Origin of the sequence: Serratia sp. B501, from assembly GCF_051172315.1 — a bacterium.
Taxonomy (GTDB): domain Bacteria; phylum Pseudomonadota; class Gammaproteobacteria; order Enterobacterales; family Enterobacteriaceae; genus Serratia; species Serratia ureilytica.
The window spans coordinates 468,636-493,186 of the sequence record NZ_JBPIZB010000002.1; the positions used below are offsets into that span (position 1 = coordinate 468,636).

A 24,551-nucleotide genomic window follows, 5' to 3' on the forward strand; every position below is an offset into this window, starting at 1 on the left:
CGGCCAACTCAAGGAGAAATTCATGAGCAACAATGCAAATGCACAGGCGCAGCTGGATAATTTACGCAATGTCGCTTCCCAGCTGAAGGAAATGCGCCACTACGCGCAGTCGAATATCGAGACGCTCTCCGCACACTGGCTGGCCTTCGATCAGGGGGAATGCAAAAATAAGGCATTCGCCGAAGCCATTAACGACCTATTGAATAAACAGGGCGCCTGTCTGGAAGGGCTGGAAAAAACCATTCAGGATATCGAGATAGAATTAAACCGTCTTGATAAAGCCGCCTGATAATACCGATTTAAATAAACCCGCCACGCGCGGGTTTATTTTCAGCTGCGGCAGATGACGCGCGCAATATCCCCGGACGTCGTCAGCGCGCGTATTTCGCTGAACAGTTCAGTTGCTTCATCATATTCTTTACGCAAATAACCCAGCCACTGTTTAATGCGCGCCACGTGATACAGGCCGGTGTCGCCCTGCTTTTCCAGATGGACGTATTTTTGCAGCAGCTCAACCACCTGCGGCCAGGGCATGCGCGGTTCGTTATATTTCACCACCCGGCTCAGGTTCGGCACGTTGAGCGCGCCGCGCCCCAGCATGATGGCGTCGCAGCCGGTCGTCTGCAGGCAATCCTGCGCGCTCTGGTAATCCCAGATCTCGCCGTTGGCGACAACCGGGATGCTCAGCCGCTGACGGATCTCGCCGATCGCCGCCCAGTTGATGCGATCCGCCTTATAGCCGTCCTCTTTGGTGCGGCCGTGCACCGTCAGTTCGCTGGCGCCCGCCTGCTGCACCGCATCGGCGATTTCAAAGCTGCGATTGGAAGAGTCCCAGCCCAAGCGCACCTTCACCGTGACCGGCAGATGGGCCGGCACCGCCGCGCGCATCGCTTTGGCGCCCTGGTAGATCAATTCCGGATCTTTGAGCAGCGTCGCCCCGCCGCCGCTGCCGTTCACCAGCTTGGACGGGCAGCCGCAGTTGAGATCGACGCCGTAAGAGCCCAATTCCACCGCGCGCGCGGCGTTCTCCGCCAGCCACTGCGGGTACTGCCCCAGCAGCTGTACCCGCACCAGCGTGCCCGACGGCGTGCGGCTAGCGTGACGCAGCTCCGGGCACAGCCGGTAGAACGACTTGGCCGGCAGCAGCTGATCGACCACGCGCAAAAATTCGGTGATGCACAGATCGTAGTCGTTCACTTCGGTGAGTAATTCACGCACCAAAGAGTCGAGAACGCCCTCCATCGGAGCCAATAATACGCGCATGACCAATCCCAGCTAAAAAAAGACCCGCAATGATACGGGTGAATGCCCGCGCCAGACAAGCCTCTGCGGGCATTAAAAACGCCATCAGCCCAGCCGACGGATCGGTTGACCGGCGAGAAACGCCGCAATGTCCTCGACCGCCTCGGTGAAGTAGGCGCGGTAGTTATCGTCCGCCACGTAACCCACATGCGGCGTCGCCAGCACGTTGGGCAGTTGACGAAACACATCGTCGGCCGGCAGCGGCTCCGTCTCGAACACGTCCAGCCCGGCGCCGGCAATCTTCCGCTGTTGCAGCACGTCCACCAGCGCCGCCCGATCGACGATCCCCGCGCGCGAGGTGTTGATCAGGTAAGCGGTGGGTTTCATCGCCGTCAATTCGTCCCGCCCTACCAGCCCGCGGCTGCGATCGCTCAGCACCAGGTGAATGGAGACAAAATCGCTCTGCTCGAACAGCGCCCGTTTGGACGGCGCCAGCAGGGCGCCCTCCTGCGCTGCCCGTTCCGCCGTCAGGTTCTGGCTCCAGGCCAGCACCCGCATGCCGAACGCCTGTGCCACCCTGGCCATTTGGCCGCCGATCTTGCCCAGCCCCAGCAGCCCCAGCGTCTTCCCCTGCAGCGTGACGCCCAAGCCCAGCTGCCACGGGCCGTTGTTCCGCAGCCCGGCGCTTTCCGGCACGATATGCTTGGCCAGCCCGAGCAGCAGCGCCCAGGTCAACTCCATCGGCGCCGCCGACCCGCTGCGGGTGCCGCACACCACCACGCCGCGCTCGGCGGCGGCGGCCAAATCGATAGCGGCATTGCGCATGCCGGAGGTGATCAGCAGCTTCAGCTGCGGCAACCGCGCCAGCAGCGAGGCGGTTATCGGCGTGCGCTCGCGCATGATGACCAGAATGTCGCATTCCTGCAGATGCACCGCCAGCTCCGCCTCATCGGCAAAGTGCGCGCTGATGGCGGACACCTCCATCCGATCGGCCAGCGCTGACCAATCCGCCATGTTGAGCGCCACCTGCTGGTAATCATCAAGAATTGCGCACTTCAATTTCATCTCCGTCTCCTGGAATGTAGGGATAGCCACCGTCCAGCCTAGTACGAAAATGCCGTTCCGCCAGGCAAAAAAAAAGCCGCCCATACAGGCGGCTTGCTTTTGCGCAATCGGGCTTATTCGGCCGGTTTGCGGTTGCGCGGGCGACGCGAGGCCGGCGCGCCGGAACGGCGCTGGCCGTCACCCTGCGGGCGAGCGTTGCCGTTACCGTTGCCACGGTTTTCACGCTGGCTGCCGTTGGCGTTACCGCTGCGCTGACCGCCGCCGTTACCGGAACGCTGGCCACCGCCGTTGCCGCGCGGCGCGCCGCGTCCGCCGCCCTGGCGGCCGTTGATGATCGGCTCGGCCTTGATGGTCGGATCCGGCTCGTAGCCCGGCAGCGCAATGCGCGGAATTTCACGCTTCAGCAGACGCTCAATGTCACGCAGCAGCTTGTGTTCATCCACGCACACCAGCGAGATGGCTTCGCCGGTACGCTCCGCGCGGCCGGTGCGGCCGATGCGGTGCACGTAGTCTTCCGGCACGTTAGGCAGCTCGTAGTTCACCACGTGCGGCAACTGGTCGATATCCAGACCGCGCGCCGCAATGTCGGTCGCCACCAGCACGCGGATGCGGCCGTCTTTAAAATCGGCCAGCGCACGGGTACGGGCGCCCTGGCTCTTGTTGCCGTGGATCGCCGCAGCGGTGATGCCGTCTTTGTTCAGCTGTTCCGCCAGGTGGTTGGCGCCGTGCTTGGTGCGGGTAAAGACCAGCACCTGTTTCCAGTCGCCTTCGCCGATCATCTGCGACAGCAGTTCCCGCTTACGCTTCTTGTCGACGAAGTGCACGCTCTGCTCGATCTGCTCGGACGCGGTATTGCGGCGAGCCACTTCCACCGAGGCCGGGTTATGCAGCAGTTTGTTGGCCAGCGCCTTGATGTCGTCGGAGAAGGTGGCGGAGAACAGCAGGTTCTGGCGCTTGGCCGGCAGCTTGGCCAGCACGCGGCGGATGTCGTGGATAAAGCCCATGTCCAACATGCGGTCCGCTTCGTCCAGCACCAGAATTTCGATTTTGGACAGGTCAACCGCGTTCTGATGTTCCAGATCCAGCAGACGGCCCGGCGTCGCCACCAGGATATCGACGCCGCCGCGCAGCTTCATCATCTGCGGGTTGATGCTCACGCCGCCAAACACCACCAGCGAACGCAGGCGCAGGTGTTTGCTGTAGGCATCGACGTTTTCGCCGATCTGCGCCGCCAGCTCACGGGTTGGCGTCAGGATCAGCGCGCGCACCGGGCGACGGCCTTTGACCGGATGGTCATGCTTGCTCAGCAGCTGCAACAGCGGCAGGGTAAAACCGGCGGTTTTACCGGTGCCGGTCTGGGCGCTGGCCATCAGGTCACGACCTTCCAGCACGACAGGGATAGCCTGACGCTGAATTGGCGTCGGTTCGCGATAGCCCTGTTCTTCAACAGCGCGCACAATTTCAGCACTTAAGCCGAGGGTTTCAAATGACATAAAGAGAAAAACTCCAGATCCCCCCTAACCTAACAGTGTTCGGTGCAGTTTCCTGGGAGGATGATCAGACGGGGCATTAAGCATGACCACGAGGGATTGGCACAAACTGCAGTGCACCAGGCGGCGATTGTAACAGAAGTCGCGCAATAAAAAGCACTTTTACGTGCAGAGAGCACAATCTGCCGTAAATTCAGCATTATCTGAAGTCGGTCACATAACTCATTGTGGTTAGCGGTTGCGTTTTAAACAATCTGGCATAAAGTTAATCATATGATTGATTAACTTTGAGCGTGACCTATGCCAGCTTCCGTCCCTCATCAGGCCGCCGGCCGGGCGCGCGGCGAGCAAACGCGCCGGCAACTGCTCGCCGCGGCGACCGACCTGTTCGGTGAATATGGCCTGCAGGGCGCCACCACCCGCGATATCGCCCAGCGCGCCGGCCAGAATATCGCCGCCATCACCTACTACTTCAGCTCCAAAGAGGGGCTGTATCTGGCCGTGGCGCAGTCGCTCGCCGATTTCATCCAGCAGGCGTTCGCCCCGCTGGCCGAAGAGGTCGATCGCTTTGGGCAGCAGCCTGCCGCACAGCGATCGCCCGACGCGGCGCTGCGTTTGCTGCAGCGTGGCCTGCTGGCCTTCAGCGAGCTGATGACCCAGCCGCACACGCTGAATCTGAGCAAAATCATGTCGCGCGAACAGCTCGCCCCAACCGACGCCTACCCGCTGATCCACCGCCAGGTGATCGCGCCGATGCACGAACGGCTGTGCCGCCTGCTGTCGGCCGCCACCGGCATCGACGAACGCGCTGCCCGCCTCGTGTTGCATACCCATGCGCTGATCGGCGAGGTGCTGTCGTTCCGCGTAGCGCGGGAGACCATCCGCCGTCAGGCCGGCTGGCAAGAGATTGGTGAGGGCGAAGCGGCGCAAATCGCGGCGGTGCTGAGCGAGCATATCGAGATTTTAGTTATTGGGCTGCGCCAACGTCACGGCGCGTAAATTCAGGCAGGGAGTGTTATGAACAAAAAACGCAGTGCCTTGATCGTGTTGTTGATTCTGCTGATCGCGGCCGTCGCTTACGGGGTATGGCATTACCAACAGCAGCAGGAGCGGCCGCTGACGCTGTACGGCAACGTCGATATCCGCACGGTCAACCTCGGCTTTCGCGTCGACGGCCGCCTGGCGTCGCTGACGGTGGATGAAGGCGATACCGTTCAGCCGGGCCAGCTGCTCGGCAAACTGGACGATGCTCCCTACCGCAACGCGCTGCAACAGGCCGAAGCCAACGTCGGCAGCGCGCGCGCCAAACTGTCGCTGCTGCAGGCCGGCTATCGCAGCGAAGAGATAGCCCAGGTGCAGTCAGAAATGGCGCAGCGCCAGTCCGCTTTCGCCTACGCCGACAGTTTCCTGAAGCGCCAGCAAGGGCTGTGGGCGAAAAACGCCACCTCCGCCGACGCGCTGGAGGATGCGCGCACCGCCCGCAACCAGGCGCAGGCCAACCTGCAAGCGGCGAAAGACAAACTGTCGCAATACCGCAGCGGCAACCGCCCGCAAGAAATTGAACAGGCCAAGGCCGAGGTGGCGCAAAGCGAAGCGGCGTTGGCGCAGGCGCAATTGAACCTGCAAGACGCCACGCTGCTCTCCCCTTCCGCCGGCACGGTGCTGACCCGTGCGGTAGAGCCGGGCACCATGCTCGGCGCCGGCGGCACGGTGTTCACCCTGTCGTTGACCCGGCCGGTGTGGGTGCGCGCCTACGTCAACGAAACCAGCCTGAACCAGGCGGTGCCCGGCACCGAGCTGGAGATCTACACCGACGGCCGCCCCGGCAAGCCTTACCACGGCAAGATCGGTTTCGTCTCGCCGACCGCGGAATTCACGCCGAAAAGCGTTGAAACGCCGGATCTGCGCACCGATCTGGTGTATCGCCTGCGGGTGATCGTCACCGACGCCGACGATGCGCTGCGTCAGGGCATGCCGGTCACCCTGCGCTTCGCCAAACCCTGAGGCCGGCCATGGAACAGGCGCACACCATCGAGTTGGAAGGGCTGGAAAAGCGCTTCCCGTCGCTTGAGAAACCGGCGGTCGCCAGCCTGACCACCACCCTGCGCAGCGGCGCGGTCATCGGGCTGGTCGGCCCGGACGGCGCCGGCAAAACCACCCTGCTGCGCATGCTGGCCGGGCTGCTGAAGCCAAGCAGCGGCAAACTGCGGGTCGCCGGGCTGGATCCGATCGGCCAGGATCGCCAACTGCATGCCATCCTCGGCTACATGCCGCAGAAGTTCGGGCTGTATGAGGATCTGACGGTGATGGAGAACCTGACGCTGTACGCCGATCTGCGCGGCGTCACCGGCGATCTTCGCCGCCAGACCTTCGAACGGCTGCTGAAATTCACCGATCTGACCCGCTTCACCGAGCGTCTGGCGGGCAAGCTGTCCGGCGGCATGAAGCAAAAACTGGGACTGGCCTGCACGCTGGTGGGCGAACCCCAGGTGCTGCTGCTGGACGAACCGGGCGTCGGCGTCGATCCGATCTCGCGCCGCGAGCTGTGGCGCATGGTGCACGAGCTGGCCAATGACGGCATGTTGATCCTGTGGAGCACCTCTTATCTCGACGAGGCCGAGCAGTGTCGCGAAGTGCTGCTGCTCAACGAGGGCGAGTTGCTGTTCAGCGGCGCGCCGCAGGATCTGACCCAGCGCATGGCCGGACGCACGGTGTTGATCGCCGCGCCGCCCGGCAGCCATCGATCGTTGCTGCAGCGGGCGATCTGCCTGCCGGCGGTCACCGACGGCGTGATCCAGGGCAAGTACCTGCGCCTGATCCTGAAAGAAGGCGAAGATCACCGGCAGCTGCTGCAGGCGCTGGATCTGCCGGACGCCGAACTGGACGAAGCGGATCCGCGCTTCGAGGATGCGTTTATCGATCTGCTCGGCGGCGGCCCCAACCATCGCTCGGCGCTGGCGGAGATCATGCCGACCGTTGACGGAGAAAGCGGTGAAACGGTGATCGAAGCGGTGCAGCTGACCAAGAAATTCGGCGATTTCGCCGCCACCGATCACGTCGATTTTCAGGTACGGCGCGGCGAAATCTTCGGCCTGCTCGGCCCGAACGGCGCCGGCAAGTCCACCACCTTCAAAATGATGTGCGGCCTGCTGGTGCCGTCCGGCGGCAAGGCGCTGGTGCTGGGGATGGATCTGAAGACCAGTTCCGGCAAGGCGCGCCAACGCCTCGGCTACATGGCGCAAAAATTCTCGCTGTACGGCAACCTGACGGTGGCGCAGAACCTAAAGTTCTTCTCCGGGGTCTACGGCCTGAGCGGCAAGGCGCAGCGCGACAAAATCGACGAGATGTCCCGCGCCTTCAACTTCGCGCCGATCCTCGATCAGACGCCGGATGCCCTGCCGCTCGGCTTCAAGCAACGCCTGGCGCTGGCCTGCGCGCTGATGCACGAACCGGATATTCTGTTCCTCGACGAACCGACCTCCGGTGTCGATCCGCTGACGCGGCGCGAGTTCTGGCTGCACATCAACGGCATGGTCGACAAGGGCGTCACGGTGATGGTGACCACCCACTTTATGGACGAGGCGGAATACTGCGACCGCATCGGCCTGGTGTATCGCGGCAAGATCATCGCCGCCGGCACGCCGGACGATCTCAAACAACAGGTAGCGCGCGACGACAACCCCAACCCCTCGATGGAACAGGCGTTTATCGAACTGGTGCAGGGCTACGACGAGGAGGAACCGCGGTGAGCGACAACCGAGCCCCAATCGACGACGGCGGCTTCTCCTGGCGCCGACTGCGCGCGCTGTGCCTGAAGGAGACGCGGCAAATACTGCGCGATCCCAGCAGCGGCCTGATCGCCTTCGTTATCCCGCTGATGCTGCTGTTTATCTTCGGCTACGGCATCAACCTGGACTCCAGCAAGCTGCATCTGGGCATTCTGATGGAGCAACAGAGCGAAGACGCGCGCGATCTGGCCCAGGCGTTCGCCGGTTCGCCCTATATCGAACCGACCATCAGCGACAACCGCCAGCAGCTGATCCAGCAGATGCAGGCCGGCACGATCCGCGGCCTGGTGGTGATCCCGGTGGATTTCGACCAGCGCATGGCGCGCCCGCACGACAGTGCCCCCATCCAGGTGATCACCGACGGCAGCGAGCCGAACACCGCCAACTTCGTGCAGGGCTATGCCCAGGGCGTATGGCAAGTTTGGCAGCAGCAGCGCGCCGCCGATCGGGGGAGCAACGACAAGCCGCTGATTGACGTGCAGATGCGCTACTGGTTCAACCCGGCGGCCATCAGCCGGCACTACATCATTCCCGGCGCCATCACCATCATCATGACGGTGATCGGCGCCATTCTCACCTCGCTGGTGATCGCCCGCGAATGGGAGCGCGGCACCATGGAAGCCCTGCTCTCCACCCAGGTGACGCGCAGCGAGCTGCTGCTCTCCAAGCTGATCCCGTATTATTTCCTCGGCATGATCGCCATGGCGCTGTGCATGGCGGTGGCGGTCTGGGTGCTCGGCGTGCCCTATCGCGGTTCGCTGCCGATCCTGCTGCTGATCAGCAGCCTGTTCCTCGCCAGCACCCTCGGCATGGGCCTGCTGATCTCCACCCTCACCCGCAACCAGTTCAACGCGGCGATGGTGGCGCTGAACGCCGCCTTCCTGCCGTCGATCATGCTGTCCGGCTTCATCTTCCAGATCGACAGCATGCCGGCCATCGTACGCGCGGTGACCTACATCATTCCGGCGCGCTACTTCGTCAGCACGCTGCAAACGCTGTTCCTGGCGGGCAACGTCGGCACCGTGCTGCTAATCAATCTGTTGTTCCTGATCGCTTCCGCCGTGGTGTTCATCGGCCTGACGGCCTGGAAAACCCAGCGCCGGCTGGATTGAGGAGAAAGAGTGATGTTTCACCGTCTGTTGACGCTCATCATCAAGGAAATGCAGGCGCTGCTGCGCGATCCGCAAACCCGCGCCATCCTGATCATGCCGGTGATCCTGCAGGTGCTGCTGTTCCCGTTCGCCGCGACGCTGGAAGTCACCAACGCCACCATCGCGGTCTACAGCGAGGACAGCGGCCAGGCCTCGGTGGAGCTGACCCAACGCTTCGCCAAGGCCAAAGCCTTCTCCCATGTCCTGCTGCTGCGCAATCCGCAGGAGATAAAGACCACCATCGACAACCAGCGGGCGCTGCTGCTGATCCGCTTCCCGGCGCAGTTCTCGCGCGATATCGCCGCCGGCAATACCGCGCCGCTGCAGCTGCTGCTCGACGGGCGTAACTCCAACAGCGCGCAGATCGCCGCCAACTACGTGCAGCAGATCGTGCAGGAATATCAGAACGAGCTGCTCGGCAACCGCGCGAAACCCAACAACAGCGAACTGGTGGTACGCAACTGGTATAACCCGAATCTGGACTACAAATGGTTCGTGGTGCCGTCGCTGATCGCCATGATCACCACCATCGGCGTGCTGATCGTCACCTCGCTGTCGGTGGCGCGCGAACGTGAACAGGGCACGCTGGAACAGCTGCTGGTCTCGCCGCTCACCACCTGGCAGATCTTTATCGGCAAGGCGGTGCCGGCGCTGATCGTCGCCAGCTTCCAGGCCAGCATCGTGCTGTTGATCGGCATCTTCCTGTATCAGATCCCGTTCGCCGGATCGCTGCTGCTGTTCTACGCCACCATGTTGATCTACGGGCTGTCGCTGGTCGGTTTCGGCCTGCTGATCTCGTCGCTGTGCGCCACTCAGCAGCAGGCGTTTATCGGCGTGTTCGTGTTCATGATGCCGGCGATCTTGCTCTCGGGGTATGTCTCGCCGGTGGAGAATATGCCGGTGTGGCTGCAGGATCTGACCTGGGTGAATCCGATACGCCACTTCACCGACATCACCAAGCAGATCTACCTGAAGGACGCCAGCTTCAGCATTATCTGGCGCAGCCTGTGGCCGCTGCTGGTGATCACCGCCACCACCGGCAGCGCCGCCTACGCGCTGTTCCGCCGCAAGATCGCATAAAAAAAGCTCTGCATGTCACATGCAGAGCTTTTTGATCGCCAGATACCCTAAGGCATGAAAGACGACGGATTTAGCGGCGGTTGCCGAAGATGCGCAGCAACATCAGGAACAGGTTGATGAAGTCGAGATACAGCGTCAGCGCGCCGACGATGGCGTACTTGCGGAAGCCGTCTTTATCATCGGCGTTCAGCTGCTCGCCCATCGCCTTGAGTTTCTGCGTGTCGTACGCGGTCAGGCCGACGAACACCACCACCCCGATGTAGGTAATCGCCCACATCAGCGCGGTGCTTTTCAGCCAGATGTTCACCAGCGAAGCCAGCACGATGCCGATCAGCGCCATGAACAACATGCTGCCGAAGCCGCTCAGATCGCGCTTGGTGGTGTAGCCGTACAGGCTCATGGCACCGAACATGCCGGCGGTGACTACGAAAGTGCTGGCGATCGAGCTGTAGGTGTACGCGATGAAGATGCTCGACAGCGTCAGCCCGGTCAGCGCCGAGTACAGCATGAACAGCGAGGTGGCCACCGCGCCGCTCAGGCGGTTGACCATGCCGGAAATCACGAACACCAGCGCCAACTGGGCGATGATCAGACCGAAGAAGGTGATCTGGCTGGAGAAGATGAAGTTGAGGATCGCGGGCGTATTGGCCGCATACCAGGAAACGAACGCCGTCAGCAGCAGACCGCAGGTCATCCAGCCGTAAACCTGCGCCATGTAGGCCTGAATGCCGCTGTTGGCACGTTCGACGATTGAACCATTAGAGCGTGGATATCGGTCCATGACGGTTACCTTTTGCGTTGTAAACAAGATTCCGAAGCCCCGTAAACGGGGCTTCGCCTGCTATAAGCGTACCACAGAATAGGCCGCGCGAAAGCGGCAAAGGTCTTGATTTGTTTCCGCTGTTGAGGCGTTATTTAGCCGCGTCGTGCCAGCGCTGCGCGGCCTCGCGATCGCTGTCGCGAGCGTCCACCCAACGATCGCCCTGGCCGGTCGCTTCGCGCTTCCAGAACGGTGCGCGGGTCTTCAGGTAGTCCATGATGAACTCGCTGGCGGCGAACGCCATGCCGCGGTGCGCGCCGGTCACGCCGACGAACACGATCTCGTCGCCGGGATACAGCGCGCCGACGCGGTGGATCACCGTCACGCGCTGCAGCGGCCAACGGCTGCGCGCCTCGGCCACGATCTCCGCCAGCGCCTTCTCGGTCATGCCGGGGTAGTGTTCCAGCGTCAGCGCGCTGACGTCGTCCCCGAGGTTATGGTTGCGCACCTTGCCGGTGAAGGTCACCACCGCGCCATCGGCGTCGCACTGCGCCAGCCACTGATACTCGTCGCCGACGTTGAACGGCGCTTCGCCCACGCGAATGCGGGTGTTTTCCATGCTTACCCCCCGGTAACCGGCGGGAAGAAGGCCACTTCATCGCCGGCGCGCAGCGGGTGATCCGCCGCCACCAGCGACTGATTGACCGCCGCCAGCAGTTTGCCGGACTCCAGCGCCAGCGCCCAGCGATCGCCGCGCGCACACAGCGCCTGGCGCAGCGCCTCGACGGTCGGGTAATCCGCCGGCATCGACAGCGCGCCGGTGCCCACCAGTTCGCGCACCTGCGCGAAGAAAAGAATATCGATCATGCGTTCACCTTAAAATCGCCGGATTTGCCGCCGCTTTTCGCCAGCAGGCGCACCGGGCCGATCACCATGTCTTTCTGTACCGCTTTGCACATGTCATAGATGGTCAATGCCGCCACCGAGGCGGCGGTCAGCGCTTCCATCTCGACGCCGGTTTTGCCGGTCAGCCGGCAGCAGGTTTCAATGCGCACCCGGCTGTGCTCCGTTTGCGCCTCCAGCTGCACTTCGACTTTGCTCAACATCAGCGGGTGGCACAGCGGGATCAGTTCCCAGGTGCGTTTGGCCGCCTGAATGCCGGCGATGCGCGCCGTGGCGAACACGTCGCCCTTGTGATGGCTGCCGTCGACGATCATCGCCAGCGTGGCGGGCAACATGTCGACGAAGGCTTCGGCGCGCGCCTCGCGCACCGTTTCGGCCTTGGCGGAAACGTCGACCATATGGGCTTCGCCGGCGGCGTTAATGTGGGTTAGCTGTGTCATGACTCAGGGCTTCTTCAAATGGGGCTGGAAGTTGCACGGGCGATGGCGCGCGTCCAACTGCTCTTCGATAATCCGCTCCCAGGCGGTGCGGCAGGCGCGGGTGGAGCCCGGCATGGCGAAAATCACCGTGCGGTTGGCCAGGCCGGCCAGCGCGCGCGACTGGATCGTCGCGGTGCCGATCTCTTCGTACGACACCATGCGGAACAGTTCGCCGAACCCTTCCACCTCTCTGTCAAACAGCGGCAACAGCGCTTCCGGCGTGTTGTCGCGCGCGGTAAAACCGGTGCCGCCGGTGATCAGCACCGCCTGCACGTTGTCATCGGCGATCCACGCGGAAACCCGTGCGCGGATCTGGTAAATGTCATCTTTGACGATGGCGCGATCCACCACCTGATGGCCGGCTTCCTGCGCCGCTTCCTGCAGATATTGGCCGGAGGTGTCTTCCGCCGCACCGCGGCTGTCGGACACGGTCAGGATGGCGATATGCGCCGGAATAAACTCGCTGCTCGCATGGCTCATGGTTCAATAAGCTCCTATTGGCTGTCAGCCGCCGATAAACGACAGGTTCTGGGTGATCCCGCTGTTGCCCTGATGCAGGAAATGGGTCTGCTTCTTGCTCAGCAGCCCGCTCTGAATGCGCGCCTTCAGCGCGTCGAGCTGGCCGTCGTCCGCCAGCAGATCGCGCAGGGGCACCCCCTGCTCGCCGAACAGGCACAGATGCAGATTGCCGATGGAAGAAACGCGCAGCCGGTTGCAGCTGGCGCAGAAGTCTTTTTCATACGGCATGATAAGACCCACCTCACCCTGGTAGTCCGGATGGCTGAACACCTGCGCCGGGCCGTCGCTGCGGCCGCGCGCCTGGCGCCGCCAACCCTGCTGCTCCAGCTGCAGGCGAATCACTTCGCCGGAAACGTGGTGTTTGCGAAACAGTTCGCCCCCCTCGCCGGTTTCCATCAGTTCGATAAAGCGCAGCTGGATCGGCCGATCCTTGATCCAGGCGAGAAACGCGCCGAGTTGCTGGTGATTGACGTCGCGCATCAGCACGGCGTTGACCTTGACCTTGCTGAAACCGGCGCTGAAGGCGGCGTCGATGCCGTCCATCACCTGGCGGAACTTGTCCTGACCGGTAATGGCGTGAAACTGGCGGGGATCCAGACTGTCGATGCTGACGTTGATCGCCGTCAGACCGGCGTCACGCCAGGCGGCGACGTCGCGCGCCAGACGGTAGCCGTTGGTGGTGACCGCCAGCGTGCGAATGGCCGGATTTTCCCGCACGGCGGCGATGATCTCGGTAAAGTCGCGGCGCAGCGAAGGCTCGCCGCCGGTCAGGCGCACCTTTTCGGTGCCCAGTTCGGCGAACGCGCGGCTGACGCGGCGGATTTCATCCAGCGACAGGAAGCTTTTCGGGCTGCCGCTCGGCTTGTAGCCGTCGGGCAGACAGTAGGTGCAACGAAAGTTGCACACGTCGGTGATCGACAAGCGCAGGTAATAGAACTTGCGCTCATAAGCATCAATGAGTTGCGGTACCATAACACCTTTCCAAAGTTGGGAGATGCGAGCGTTTCCCCTCTGCACCCTGGTGGCTGACTTCGCCACGGCCCAGGCGCCATATCGTTCCGGATGAACAACGTAGGCGCAGGGGCTAGGAGTTTGATTTCTCTTCCCGCTACCTTGAGTAGCCGGAATGAAACCGTGGTTTTCAGCAGAATTCTAGCGCTAATCGGCAACGATAGCCAACGCGTTAATTCGATATATAACTGTCTATACAGCGTTTTTAGACGCCGCGTAATCGGGTAAACCATGATAAACATCGCTTACGAGGGCGAATTGACCAGAATCACGCAAATGGCACTCTTTATCCCCTAAATAATGGGCGTCGCCTCCCGACGGCAAGCGCGTTCACCCCAGAGGCAACGTCAAGGATAACGGGTATATCGCGTTTTTACGCCGGATCCGCTACCTTATGCGGGCAGTTCAGCCCCTTTGTAAGGAAATTTATGCGTAATCGTACCCTGGCCGATCTCGACCGCGTGGTGGCGTTGGGCGGCGGACACGGCCTGGGCCGTGTGATGTCGGCCCTGTCGTCCTTAGGCTCCCGCCTGACCGGCATCGTTACCACCACCGACAACGGCGGTTCCACCGGCCGCATCCGCCGTTCGGAAGGCGGCATTGCCTGGGGCGATACCCGCAACTGTCTCAACCAGCTGATCACCGAGCCGAGCGTCGCCTCGGCGATGTTCGAATACCGCTTCAGCGGCAACGGCGAACTGGCCGGCCATAACCTCGGCAACCTGATGTTGAAAGCGCTGGATCACTTGAGCGTGCGCCCGCTGGAAGCGATCAACCTGGTGCGCAGCCTGTTGAAGGTGGACGCGGCGTTGATTCCGATGTCGGAACAGCCGGTGGATTTGATGGCGCACGATCACGAAGGCAACCATGTTTACGGTGAAGTGAATGTTGACCAACTGACTCATATGCCGCAGGAGCTGATGCTGTCTCCCCCGGTCAACGCCACGCGCGAAGCGCTGGACGCCATCGCGCAGGCCGACGTGATCCTGATTGGGCCGGGCAGTTTTCTCACCAGCCTGATGCCGCTGCTGCTGCTCGACGATCTCACCCAGGCGCTGCGCCGCAGCAGCGCCAGCATGATCTATATCGGCAACCTCGGCCGCGAGCTGAGCGTGGCCGCCGCGGCGCTGTCGTTAAAGGATAAGCTGACGTTGATGGAAGAGAAGATCGGCCGCCGGATGATCGATGCGCTGATCGTCGGCCCGGCGGTGGACGCCAGTGAAGTGCAGGATCGGGTGGTGATTCAGCAACCGCTGGAAGCGAGCGACATCCCTTATCGCCACGATCGCCAGCTGCTGCGCCAGGCGCTGGATCAAGCGCTGGTGGAGCTGGCCGACCGCCGCTGACCGAATTTAACCGTCTCGCCCGCGCAGCCAGGGATTATCGCTGGCTGGGGCGGGATGGCTGACCATATCGATATACAGATCTTCCACCTCTTTACGCGCCCAGGGCGTGCGACGCAAAAATTTCAGACTGGACTTGATGCTCGGATCGCTGCGGAAGCAGTTGATGCGAATGCGCGCGCCCAGCTCGGACCAACCGTAGTGATCCACCAGTTTATTCAGCAGTTGCTCCAGCGTCACGCCGTGCAGCGGGTCTTTAGACTGGTGTTGGCTCATGTTCGGTACTCTTCGTGGTCAAATCGGGCCGCACACCATAACAGCTTTGACGCGGCCGACAAGGAATTTTGACGCCCACAGCGCGGGCGTCGTCCAACGGTCAGGAAATCGCGATGAACTGCTCGCGCAGCTGGTGGATCTCGTCGCGCAGCGCAGCCGCCTGCTCGAACTCCAGATTTTGCGCATGGGTATACATCTGCGCTTCCAGATCGCGGATTTTCTGATCCAGCGCTTTCGGCGTGAGGTTCTGCAGCTGAGCGCCGCTGTCCGCCGCCTTGCCCCTGCCTTTACCCTTGGCGCGGTTGACCGGCTGGCCAATCTGCAGAATGTCGCCGATCTTCTTGTTCAGCCCCTGCGGCACGATGCCGTTGGCTTCGTTGTAAGCCTGCTGCTTGGCGCGCCGCCGCTCGGTTTCACCGATCGCTTTGGCCATCGAATCGGTGATGCGATCGCCATACAGGATCGCCTTGCCGTTCAGGTTACGCGCCGCGCGGCCGATGGTCTGGATCAGCGAACGTTCGGAACGCAGGAAGCCTTCCTTGTCGGCGTCCAGAATCGCCACCAGCGACACCTCAGGCATGTCGAGCCCCTCACGCAGCAGGTTGATGCCCACCAGCACGTCAAATTCGCCCAGACGCAGGTCACGAATGATTTCGACGCGTTCCACGGTGTCGATATCCGAGTGCAGGTAGCGCACGCGCTCGCCATGCTCTTCCAGGTATTCGGTCAGGTCTTCCGCCATGCGTTTGGTCAGGGTGGTCACCAGCACGCGCTCGTTGATCGCCGCGCGCTTGCGGATCTCGGAGAGCAGATCGTCCACCTGAGTAGTGACTGGCCGCACTTCCACGATCGGATCCAGCAGCCCTGTCGGGCGCACCACCTGGTCGATCAGATCGCCGCCGGATTTCTCCAGCTCATATTTGCCCGGCGTGGCGGAAACATAGATGGTCTGCGGCGCCAGCGCCTCGAACTCCTCGAAGCGCAGCGGGCGGTTATCCAGCGCCGACGGCAGGCGGAAACCGTACTCCACCAGCGTTTCCTTGCGCGCGCGGTCGCCCTTGAACATCGCGCCGATTTGCGGAATGGTGACGTGGGATTCGTCGACCACCAGCAGGCCGTCCGCCGGCAGGTAATCGAACAGCGTCGGCGGCGGCTCGCCCTCGGCGCGCCCGGAAAGGTAGCGCGAGTAGTTTTCGATGCCCGAGCAGTAACCCAGCTCGTTCATCATCTCCAGATCGAACTGGGTGCGCTGTGTCAGGCGCTGCTCTTCCAGCAGCTTGTTGTTGGCCAACAGCACCTTGCGGCGGTCCGCCAGATCGACCTTGATCTCTTCCATCGCCTGAATGATCCGCTCGCGCGGCGTCACGTAGTGCGACTTCGGGTAGATGGTAAAACGCGGCACCACCTGCTCAATCTGCCCGGTCAGCGGATCGAACAGCGACAGCCGCTCCACTTCGTCGTCGAACAGCTCAACACGCAGCGCCAGCTCGTCCGACTCCGCCGGGAAGATGTCGATCACCTCGCCGCGCACGCGGAAGGTGGCGCGCTGGAAAGCCTGATCGTTGCGGGAATACTGCAGCTCCGCCAGCCGGCGCAAAATGGAGCGCTGATCGATGATCATGCCCTTGGTCAGGTGCAGCATCATCTTCAGGTAAAGATCCGGATCGCCCAGGCCGTAGATCGCCGACACCGACGCCACCACCACCACGTCGCGCCGCTCGAGCAGCGCCTTGGTGGCGGAAAGGCGCATCTGCTCGATGTGCTCATTCACCGAAGCGTCTTTTTCAATGAAGGTGTCGGAGCTGGGCACGTAGGCTTCCGGCTGGTAGTAGTCGTAGTAGGAGACGAAGTACTCCACCGCATTCTCCGGGAAAAACTCTTTCATCTCGCCGTACAGCTGCGCCGCCAACGTCTTGTTCGGCGCCAGCACCATGGTCGGCCGATTCAGATCGGCTATCACGTTGGCGATGGTGAACGTTTTGCCCGAGCCGGTTACCCCCAGCAGCGTCTGGTGCGCCAGGCCGTCTTCCAACCCCTCTTCCAGTTTGCGGATGGCTTCCGGCTGATCGCCGGCCGGTTTGAAATCAGAATGCAGTTTGAAAAGTTTACTCATTGCTCGGCTACCCTGTGGAGATGCGCGCGCTCAGGCGGCCAGCCGGCTCTGCGCCGGACGTGGCCCCTAATTATGGAAAGTGTCGGCGATTTGCGCCAGTGCCCATGATACTGGATATAAAACCAGCTTCAAGCGGATTCGTCGCTGCGCCCGGCAGCGCGGCAACGCCGTTGCACCGTGAGGTTACAGCGGGGTGACATTTTTATTGTCAATAACAGATTTATCCCCAGAACTTGCCGAAAATTAACTTATTGATAGCACCGCGGCGAAAAATCACACATAGAAACCCGATCAATGCCCTGGCGTCTTGATTTTAGTTAATTTATTGATAATTAATAATTTTAATAAAAAGACGAGATTGCGGACAAAGCGAACAGAACCCGCGTCGGCTCTCGCTTTACAGCGTTTTTCTAAATCTAATACACAAGGTTATCCACAGGAATAGTGGATAACTCTCACCGCCCCGCCCGTGGCGGGAGTTACAGAAAGAAAGCTTTTCGCCCTTTACACTCGCCAAAATGGCTTTTTTAGTTATTTTTTCATAAAAATATCGCTTTGTTTATGCCGATTAATACTAAAAATCCCCATTGCCAAAATCGCATTGCCCCCTTTCACGCCGATCGCGCTTGACGGCGGCGCAACGCCTTGCACCACGCCCACGCCGGAGAGCACCACAAGAGTGCAAAAAACGTCCGGGTTAACTTCCCGGCGTATTTTCAGGCCGCCGCGTCAAAGCGCGTCAGGCCTGACAGGCGGTTAACAAAGCGATAACACTCCCCCTTTTCGGCCAGTGGCAAAACTGGCCTGGGAGTTGCTTTATCTTCCAGCGTGCGAACGAGGCGCGACAGCATAATGCGCTGCCGAATGCGGCGTGCAACCGCCGCCTGGCTATGCCTCGTAAAAGCGCGAGAACGACACCAAGTCGTCATAAACGTCGTTTTTCACGACATATTGACTGTCTTTCCGTCCACCGCAGACATTGCTCAGGCGAATCGGAGGGACGGCATTTTGTTCCGGACATTGCCACACTCGGGAAATCAACCGCCAATGCGGCCTTTGCAGCACCCCACCAACGAGTGGAACGGGCGCCTATGTCTATGAGGAGAATGCCACATGCTGAGTCTGAGATCGGTCAATCAATTTTACGGGCAAAATCATACCCTGTGGGACATCAACCTGGAGCTGCCGCGCGGCCAGTGCACCGTGCTGCTCGGGCGCAACGGCGTGGGCAAGACCACGCTGGTCAACTGCATCATGGGGCATTTGCCGGTGGTGAGCGGCAGCATGACCTGGCAGCCGGCGGATCAGCCGCCGCAAAACCTGCTGCTGCAACCGATGGAGCGCCGCGCCGCACTCGGCATCAGCCACGTCCCGCAAGGGCGGCAACTCTTCTCGCAGCTGAGCGTGGAGGAGAATCTGCAAGTGGCGCAGATGGCCGTGCGCGGCGCCCCTTACCGCATTCCGCCGCTGATCTACAGCCTGTTTCCCAATTTGCGCCAGATGCGCACCCGCCGCGCCGGCGATCTGTGCGAAGGTGCTCAGCGCCAGTTGGCGATTGGTCGTGCGCTGGCGCAGGAGCCGGCGCTGCTGATCCTCGACGAACCGACGACGGGCGTACCGCCCTCGATCGCCGCCGACATCGGCAACGTGATCCGCAGACTCAACTATGAGTTGGGCATGACCATTTTGCTGGTAGAGCATCAGCTGCCGTTCGTGCGGCGGGTGGCGGATCGTTTTTGTCTGCTCGATAGCGGGCGCACCGTGGCGCACGGCGCGCTGGCGCAGCTGGATGAGGCGCTGATCGGCGCCGGGCTGGCGGAGTGAGTGCTCGGGTTAGCGATTAGGTTGCTGTTGTATCAGTCACGGCCGGTCTGCGCCCAATAGGCATGGGCCGGCCATCTTTTCATACTCGATAGGGGTCACACCGACACCATAATATCGAGGGATGTAAGCATGACAGACAACAACGCGGCATTTATTCAATACGCGGATTTGCGCAACAAAAACTGGAGCCTGCAGGAACGTCTTAATATTGAAGGCATTTACGTCAGTTCGCGCGACGAACTGGTCGGCGCACAAGACTTTATCATCAAAACGTTAAAACGCCCTGCGATTGTCAGATTCGCCGCGCCTTTTGCCCTTTGGACGGCGCCTAAAACCGATATCAATGTCGGATTCGTCTATATCGACGGCAACGGCGTCAACGTCACTACCGAGATCCCCAACGGCACGGAAAGCGACCATAACTATTTCCTGCGCTGCTATACCAGCAGCGGCGCGCTGGATAACAACGTTCCTATTCGCCCGGCGCCTATCATGAAAGATTTCACCGTAAAGGGCATCGGCGCCAGGATTAACAACAGCAAAGATGAAACGACGATCGAATACACCTATATCGACGGCGTCCGTTTCGATTCGCCTGAAGGCCCGCTGGGCAACTTTTCCGTCAATAACGTCTATATTTCCGGCTTCTACTACGGCCTGTACTACGGTACCAATGCCTATATCGCCCACCACTACGCCTGTGAAGTCATTCGCTGTTTTGAGTGCCTGCATATGCCTTCAACGAACAGCGGCGCCCAAAACTTCGGTGAAGGCATCAACTTCTTCGGTGGCACCCTCGGCAATTCCCAGGGGCTGGCCGTTCGCAACGCTAACCCCAACGGCGCCTTCCGCCTGTTCGGCACTTCGATCGACTATGCCGGCTCGATTGCCGACGTTGAGGCCGGTAGCATTGAATTGCATGGCTGCCATATGGAATTCAACAACGGTAATAGTCCGCTCACGGAAATTCCCTTCCGTTGCAGCGCCAATCAAAATGCATCGCTGTTGATTCACGGCGGCGAAATCATCGTCGCCGGCGGCCGACTGGCGCAAGCGTCGCTGTTTTACGCCGAGGCCGGCAGTAGCGGGATTATCGTCGACAGCGTGAAGTTCTATGGCGTACGAACCGCCAGCGGCCGCTATTTCAGCGGTACCGGCGACTTTGTCATCGTCAATAGCCGACTGGATGGCGGTGGGGGTGGCGCCGGGATCCAGACGCTGGTCGGCGCCGTGAATAACAAGTTAAAAGACGGTGAGTTCGCCTTTTCCGCTAAGCCGTTTGGCTGGGAAGTGACAGGCGGCACGATCAGCGAGCCCTTTACCTCAGACGCAGTGACTATCAGTATCGAAGCCGGCGCGGGCGTCAACGGCAGCAATGCCCTGAAAGTGACCAAGTTGGGCAACGCCAATACCAACGCCGGAGTGAGAGTGATCGTGCCCGCCGCGCAATATGAGCAGCTGGGCGCCTGTTTTACCCTGAAAACGGTCAACGGCGGTACCGGCAATCTGTTCGCGACGCTGCAATATGCCTGTATCCAGGACCATGCGGACAACGGCGTCTCGCTCGTCGCCAAAGCCGCGCCGGCAGCCTGGGACGCCGCCTTGAAAGCCGATGCTTACGCCGAGTACACCGAATATCGTTTCAACGCCAATCGACGAAAAGTCCCGGTCTGGGCGACCCATGTCATCCTGACGTTCAACCTGTTTGCCCTGGCGAAAAATGGCGTGCTTTATCTCGATAACGCCTGTATTACCGCTATGTAAAAGCCAACGCCAGGTCATAAGACCCGGCGTTGTGATTCATCAGCCAGAACCTCTCACTGCGCCAGCAAGCTGATATCCAGATACTGCCCCAGCGGCGCCCGTTCGGCCTGCGGCAGGTGCGGGATTTCGCCCAGCAGCGGCGCGGGCAGCATACGGCGCAGCGTAGCCAGGTATTCCTGATGCCGCCGCCCCGGCGGCGCCACGTCGTTGGCGATCCAACCGGCCAGCGTCAGCCCGGCCTGTTTCACCGCCTGGGCCGTCAGCACCGCGTGGTTGATGCAGCCCAGCTTGATGCCCACCACCAGGATCACCGGCAGTTGCTCTTGCCGCACCCAGTCGGCGAAGGTGTACTCCGCCGACAACGGGGTAAACCACCCGCCGGCCCCCTCGACCAGCACCCAGTCGGCGCGCTGCTCCAGCCGGCGCAGGCCGTCGGACAGCCGCGCCGCGTCGATCGGCCGGCCTTCATCGGCGCTGACGATATGCGGCGAGGTCGGTTCGGCAAATACGTAAGGGTTCACTTCGTCGTAATCCAGCGCCACGCCGCTGTTGGCCTGCAGCGCCAGCGCGTCGCCGTTGCGCAGCCCCTCGGCAGTCATCTCGCTGCCGGAGGCCACCGGCTTATAGCCGGCGCTGCGGTAGCCCGCCCGGTTGGCGGCCTGCAGCAAGGCGCTGCTGGCGACGGTTTTCCCCACTTCGGTGTCGGTGCCGGTCACGAACCAACGTTTACTCACGATAAATCACTCCATAAGCCAGATGATAGCTGAGCGGGAACTGCCCCTGCCGGCACGGGTAAGCCGCCTGCAACGCGGCGAGGCGGCCACGCGACATCAGGCCGCCCTCGCGCCCCTGATGCAAATGCGTCGCCCCGATGCCCTTGAGCGAACGCATCAGCGTCATCACGTCCGAGTAGTTCAGGATGCGCAACTCCGTCACCAGCTCGTGTCGATAGGCGGCGCAGGCGGTGCGGATCTGCGTCAACGGCAAAAAGGCGTTCACGTGACGTTCCCCGTCCACCTGTTGCCAGGCGTCCCCCAATTCCTGCAGCGAGCCCGCCGCCAGCGTGGAAAACAGGATCACGCCGCCGGGACGGGTCACGCGATACAGCTCTGCCAGCGCGGCAGGCAGATCGCTGCACCACTGCACCACCAGGCTGCTGAAACAGATGTCCATCGCCGCATCGGGCAGCGGCACCTGTTCGATATCACCCAGCAGATAATGATGCGCCGCCTGCCGTTGGCGGGCGACGTCCAGCATGCCCGGCGCCAAATCGAGCGCGGTCACCCGTTTGCCGCGCTCACGCCACATACGGCTGAAATAGCCGGTGCCGCAGCCGGCGTCCAGCAGCTGTTCGCCCGGGTGGGAACTCCCCATCCCCAGTAAGCGCTCGCCAACGTCACGCTGCAGCTCGGCGGCGGCGTCGTAGCTGCCGGCCGCGCGGCTGAAGGCCGAGGCGACCGCCTGTTTGTTCACTGTGTCATTGGCTGACGTCATTCAGCACCTCCAGCAGGCGATCGATATCCTGCGGCTGATGCGCCGCCGTCAGGGTAATGCGCAGCCGCGCGCCGCCCGGCGGCACCGTCGGCGGGCGGATGGCGCTCACCCACAGGCCGCACTCGCGCAGGCGGGTCGCCAGATCGAGCGCGCGCTGATTATCCCCCACCAGCAGCGGCTGGATGGCGGTGTCGGAATCCGTCAGGGTCAGCGCCAGCGGCGCCGCGCCCTGACGGAAACGCCGAATGTTGTCCTGCAGCCGGGCGCGCAGATCATCGCCCTCGCGAATGCAGACCAGCGCCGCCTGCAGCGCGCAGGCCTGTGCCGGCGGCATCGCGGTGCTGTAGATCAGATGGCGGGCGAACTGCAGCAGATACTCGGCGGTCGCCTCATCGCACAGCACCGCCGCGCCGCTGACGCCGAACGCCTTGCCGAAGGTCGCCACCAGCAGTTCAGGGCGCACGCCCTGCTGCCAGCAGCTGCCGCGGCCTTGTTCGCCGCGCACGCCGATGCCGTGGGCGTCGTCCACCATCAGCCAGGCGCCCGCCGCACGGGTTAAGCGATGCAGCTCTGCCAACGGCGCGCCGTCGCCATCCATGCTGAACACCCCTTCGGTGACCGCCAGCCGCTGCCCGTCGCAGGGTTTGGCCAGCAGATCCGCCAAGGCCTGCGGTTGATTGTGCTGGAACCGGCGCAGCTCGGCCGGCGACTGCGCCGCCGCCTCCAGCAGCGAGGCGTGGCTGAGACGATCGGCCAAAATGCGATCGCCCTTTTGCATCAACGCCGCCAGCACCGCCTGGTTGGCGGCGTAGCCGGAGATGAACAGCAGCGCGCGCGGATAGCCGAGCCACGCCGCCAGTTGCTCTTCCAGCGCCTGATGCGCTGCGCTAAAACCGGTCACGTGGCCCGAACCGCCGCTGCCGACGCCGTAACGCTGCGCGCCCTGCTGCCAGGCGGCGATCACCCGCGTATCCTGGCTCAGCCCCAGGTAGTCGTTGCCCGAGAAGTTCAGATAGAGACGATCGCCGAGCCGGATCTGGCGGCCATTGCCGCCCTCGGTGGTCTGTCGTCGGCGGTAGGCGGCGTTCAGGCGCCGCTCAGCCAGCGCCTGCTCGATGCGTTGCTGCCAGCTCATCACGGCGCCGCGTTGTAAAACTCGGCGGTATCGGCGTTCAGCAGTTGCTTGGCCAGCACCTGCTGTTGCTGGTTGTCGCCGTGTTCGGTTGCGGTCTGCTGCGGGTTGAGCCCCAGCTTGCGGAACAGCTGCAGGTCTTTGTCTTCTTCCGGATTCGGCGTGGTCAGCAGCTTGCAACCGTAGAAGATCGAGTTGGCGCCGGCCATGAAGCACATCGCCTGCGTCTGTTCGTTCATCTGTTCGCGGCCTGCGGAGAGACGGACATAAGAAGATGGCATCATGATGCGCGCCACCGCGATGGTGCGGATGAAATCAAACGGATCGACGTCATCGTTATCCGCCAGCGGCGTGCCTTTCACCTTCACCAACATGTTGATCGGCACGCTCTCCGGTGGTTTTGGCAGGTTGGCCAGCTGCACCAGCAACCCGGCGCGATCACGCACCGTTTCACCCAGCCCGACGATGCCGCCGGAGCACACTTTGATGCCGGCGTCGCGCACCTTGTCGAGCGTATCCAGGCGCTCCTGGTAGCTGCGGGTGGTGATGATGCTGCCGTAGAACTCCGGCGAGGTGTCGAGGTTATGGTTGTAGTAATCCAGCCCGGCCTCCGCCAGCCGCTCGGCCTGGGTGCCATCCAATGTGCCCAGCGTCATGCAGGTTTCCATGCCCATCGCTTTCACGCCCTGCACCATTTGCTGCAGATAAGGCATATCGCGCTCGTGCGGGTTCTTCCACGCCGCGCCCATGCAAAAACGGGTCGACCCGTTCGCCTTGGCCTTGCGCGCCGATTCCAGCACCTGCTCGACCTGCATCAGCCGCTCCGACTCCAGGCCGGTCTTGTAGCGTGAGCTCTGCGGGCAGTATTTGCAGTCTTCCGGGCAAGCGCCGGTCTTGATCGACAGCAGCGTGCTGACCTGCACCTGACGCGGGTCGAAATGCTGGCGGTGTACGGTTTGCGCTTCGAACAGCAGTTCCAGCAGCGGTTTATCAAACAGGGCCTGGGCTTGCCCTACTGTCCAGTGAATGCGGTCGGCCATCATGGCGTCTCCAAAACGAAAAAGTGTCGCCAGTTTAAATATTGTGGATATACTGTCAACCAATCTTAATCCAATTT

25 protein-coding genes and 1 riboswitch are annotated in these 24,551 nt (G+C 61.9%); of the genes, 9 read left to right on the forward strand and 16 right to left on the reverse strand.

The window, feature by feature from the left end:
• The first annotated feature begins 22 nt into the window (after positions 1-22).
• On the forward strand, positions 23-289 hold the full coding sequence (locus ACSBQV_RS08730) for a hypothetical protein (RefSeq protein WP_033642249.1): 267 nt from the start codon (positions 23-25) through the stop codon (positions 287-289).
• Between the two features lie 41 nt (positions 290-330).
• Here the strand turns inward: ACSBQV_RS08730 and dusC are convergent, their stop codons facing one another.
• From dusC to rhlE, 3 genes are all read right to left on the reverse strand, one after another.
• Complete coding sequence (dusC, locus tag ACSBQV_RS08735) at positions 331-1,263, reverse strand: tRNA dihydrouridine(16) synthase DusC (protein WP_033652368.1); 933 nt, start codon at positions 1,261-1,263, stop codon at positions 331-333.
• 84 nt (positions 1,264-1,347) lie between these two features.
• A complete protein-coding gene (locus tag ACSBQV_RS08740; RefSeq protein WP_099785316.1) occupies positions 1,348-2,307 on the reverse strand; it encodes a D-2-hydroxyacid dehydrogenase family protein in 960 nt (319 codons plus the stop codon).
• Between the two features lie 113 nt (positions 2,308-2,420).
• Entirely contained in the window at positions 2,421-3,800 is a 1,380-nt protein-coding gene (gene rhlE, locus ACSBQV_RS08745; RefSeq protein WP_099785318.1) for an ATP-dependent RNA helicase RhlE, read from the reverse strand.
• Between the two features lie 297 nt (positions 3,801-4,097).
• On the opposite strand from rhlE, the gene cecR reads away from it, so the two are divergent.
• The 5 genes from cecR to ACSBQV_RS08770 are packed head-to-tail and all read left to right on the forward strand — an operon-like array spanning position 4,098 to position 9,816.
• The gene (gene cecR, locus ACSBQV_RS08750; RefSeq protein WP_033642245.1) at positions 4,098-4,796 is read left to right on the forward strand and encodes a transcriptional regulator CecR; all 699 of its coding nucleotides are present in this window, start codon (positions 4,098-4,100) and stop codon (positions 4,794-4,796) included.
• An 18-nt stretch (positions 4,797-4,814) separates the two neighbouring features.
• On the forward strand, positions 4,815-5,801 hold the full coding sequence (gene hlyD, locus ACSBQV_RS08755; RefSeq protein ID WP_033652365.1) for a secretion protein HlyD: 987 nt from the start codon (positions 4,815-4,817) through the stop codon (positions 5,799-5,801).
• 8 nt (positions 5,802-5,809) lie between these two features.
• Positions 5,810-7,546, forward strand: coding sequence for an ATP-binding cassette domain-containing protein (locus ACSBQV_RS08760; RefSeq protein ID WP_099785322.1), 1,737 nt, complete (start codon positions 5,810-5,812; stop codon positions 7,544-7,546).
• Positions 7,543-8,697: an ABC transporter permease gene (locus ACSBQV_RS08765; protein WP_047025670.1), complete on the forward strand. Its 1,155-nt coding sequence runs from the start codon at positions 7,543-7,545 to the stop codon at positions 8,695-8,697. The genes ACSBQV_RS08760 and ACSBQV_RS08765 overlap by 4 nt, the downstream gene beginning before the upstream one ends.
• A 12-nt stretch (positions 8,698-8,709) precedes the next feature.
• Complete coding sequence (locus ACSBQV_RS08770) at positions 8,710-9,816, forward strand: ABC transporter permease (RefSeq protein WP_099785324.1); 1,107 nt, start codon at positions 8,710-8,712, stop codon at positions 9,814-9,816.
• A 70-nt stretch (positions 9,817-9,886) separates the two neighbouring features.
• Here ACSBQV_RS08770 and ACSBQV_RS08775 read toward each other — a convergent pair whose 3' ends face one another.
• The 6 genes from ACSBQV_RS08775 to moaA all read right to left on the reverse strand — a co-directional run bounded on the left by ACSBQV_RS08775 (position 9,887) and on the right by moaA (position 13,449).
• On the reverse strand, positions 9,887-10,597 hold the full coding sequence (locus ACSBQV_RS08775) for a Bax inhibitor-1/YccA family protein (RefSeq protein ID WP_004939761.1): 711 nt from the start codon (positions 10,595-10,597) through the stop codon (positions 9,887-9,889).
• A 130-nt stretch (positions 10,598-10,727) separates the two neighbouring features.
• The gene (gene moaE, locus ACSBQV_RS08780; protein ID WP_033633871.1) at positions 10,728-11,195 is read right to left on the reverse strand and encodes a molybdopterin synthase catalytic subunit MoaE; all 468 of its coding nucleotides are present in this window, start codon (positions 11,193-11,195) and stop codon (positions 10,728-10,730) included.
• 2 nt (positions 11,196-11,197) lie between these two features.
• Positions 11,198-11,443 carry a molybdopterin synthase sulfur carrier subunit gene (gene moaD / locus ACSBQV_RS08785; protein ID WP_004939768.1) on the reverse strand — a complete coding sequence of 82 codons (246 nt, stop codon included), beginning with the start codon at positions 11,441-11,443 and terminating at the stop codon, positions 11,198-11,200.
• Positions 11,440-11,919 carry a cyclic pyranopterin monophosphate synthase MoaC gene (moaC, locus tag ACSBQV_RS08790; protein ID WP_025301929.1) on the reverse strand — a complete coding sequence of 160 codons (480 nt, stop codon included), beginning with the start codon at positions 11,917-11,919 and terminating at the stop codon, positions 11,440-11,442. The genes moaD and moaC overlap by 4 nt, the downstream gene beginning before the upstream one ends.
• Before the next feature lie 3 nt (positions 11,920-11,922).
• On the reverse strand, positions 11,923-12,438 hold the full coding sequence (gene moaB, locus ACSBQV_RS08795) for a molybdenum cofactor biosynthesis protein B (RefSeq protein ID WP_033642238.1): 516 nt from the start codon (positions 12,436-12,438) through the stop codon (positions 11,923-11,925).
• A gap of 24 nt (positions 12,439-12,462) precedes the next feature.
• Positions 12,463-13,449: a GTP 3',8-cyclase MoaA gene (gene moaA, locus ACSBQV_RS08800; protein WP_099785326.1), complete on the reverse strand. Its 987-nt coding sequence runs from the start codon at positions 13,447-13,449 to the stop codon at positions 12,463-12,465.
• Positions 13,436-13,580: riboswitch (molybdenum cofactor riboswitch) on the reverse strand. It overlaps the preceding gene by 14 nt.
• A 336-nt stretch (positions 13,581-13,916) precedes the next feature.
• On the opposite strand from moaA, the gene yvcK reads away from it, so the two are divergent.
• Positions 13,917-14,834: a uridine diphosphate-N-acetylglucosamine-binding protein YvcK gene (yvcK, locus tag ACSBQV_RS08805; RefSeq protein WP_033642237.1), complete on the forward strand. Its 918-nt coding sequence runs from the start codon at positions 13,917-13,919 to the stop codon at positions 14,832-14,834.
• A gap of 6 nt (positions 14,835-14,840) precedes the next feature.
• On the opposite strand, the gene ACSBQV_RS08810 is transcribed toward yvcK, so the two are convergent.
• The 3 genes from ACSBQV_RS08810 to ACSBQV_RS08820 all read right to left on the reverse strand — a co-directional run bounded on the left by ACSBQV_RS08810 (position 14,841) and on the right by ACSBQV_RS08820 (position 17,880).
• Positions 14,841-15,107 (reverse strand): VF530 family DNA-binding protein, encoded by a 267-nt coding sequence (locus ACSBQV_RS08810; protein WP_004939783.1) that lies wholly within the window; start codon positions 15,105-15,107, stop codon positions 14,841-14,843.
• A 100-nt stretch (positions 15,108-15,207) separates the two neighbouring features.
• Positions 15,208-17,220, reverse strand: a complete 2,013-nt coding sequence (uvrB, locus tag ACSBQV_RS08815) for an excinuclease ABC subunit UvrB (RefSeq protein WP_099785328.1) — start codon at positions 17,218-17,220, stop codon at positions 15,208-15,210.
• 531 nt (positions 17,221-17,751) lie between these two features.
• On the reverse strand, positions 17,752-17,880 hold the full coding sequence (locus ACSBQV_RS08820) for a hypothetical protein (protein ID WP_255326645.1): 129 nt from the start codon (positions 17,878-17,880) through the stop codon (positions 17,752-17,754).
• Between the two features lie 453 nt (positions 17,881-18,333).
• Between ACSBQV_RS08820 and ACSBQV_RS08825 the strand changes: the two genes are divergently transcribed.
• Both ACSBQV_RS08825 and ACSBQV_RS08830 read left to right on the forward strand, forming a co-directional pair.
• The gene (locus ACSBQV_RS08825) at positions 18,334-19,044 is read left to right on the forward strand and encodes an ATP-binding cassette domain-containing protein (protein ID WP_033642235.1); all 711 of its coding nucleotides are present in this window, start codon (positions 18,334-18,336) and stop codon (positions 19,042-19,044) included.
• Between the two features lie 129 nt (positions 19,045-19,173).
• Positions 19,174-20,808 (forward strand): hypothetical protein, encoded by a 1,635-nt coding sequence (locus ACSBQV_RS08830; RefSeq protein ID WP_099785330.1) that lies wholly within the window; start codon positions 19,174-19,176, stop codon positions 20,806-20,808.
• A gap of 53 nt (positions 20,809-20,861) precedes the next feature.
• Here the strand turns inward: ACSBQV_RS08830 and bioD are convergent, their stop codons facing one another.
• The 4 genes from bioD to bioB are packed head-to-tail and all read right to left on the reverse strand — an operon-like array spanning position 20,862 to position 24,474.
• Positions 20,862-21,542 carry a dethiobiotin synthase gene (gene bioD, locus ACSBQV_RS08835; protein WP_099785332.1) on the reverse strand — a complete coding sequence of 227 codons (681 nt, stop codon included), beginning with the start codon at positions 21,540-21,542 and terminating at the stop codon, positions 20,862-20,864.
• Positions 21,535-22,302 carry a malonyl-ACP O-methyltransferase BioC gene (bioC, locus tag ACSBQV_RS08840; protein WP_099785334.1) on the reverse strand — a complete coding sequence of 256 codons (768 nt, stop codon included), beginning with the start codon at positions 22,300-22,302 and terminating at the stop codon, positions 21,535-21,537. The genes bioD and bioC overlap by 8 nt, the downstream gene beginning before the upstream one ends.
• Positions 22,286-23,437, reverse strand: coding sequence for an 8-amino-7-oxononanoate synthase (bioF, locus tag ACSBQV_RS08845; RefSeq protein ID WP_060659821.1), 1,152 nt, complete (start codon positions 23,435-23,437; stop codon positions 22,286-22,288). Before bioF ends, bioC begins: the two co-directional genes overlap by 17 nt.
• The gene (gene bioB, locus ACSBQV_RS08850) at positions 23,437-24,474 is read right to left on the reverse strand and encodes a biotin synthase BioB (RefSeq protein WP_031299723.1); all 1,038 of its coding nucleotides are present in this window, start codon (positions 24,472-24,474) and stop codon (positions 23,437-23,439) included. Before bioB ends, bioF begins: the two co-directional genes overlap by 1 nt.
• Between the last annotated feature and the right edge of the window lie 77 nt (positions 24,475-24,551).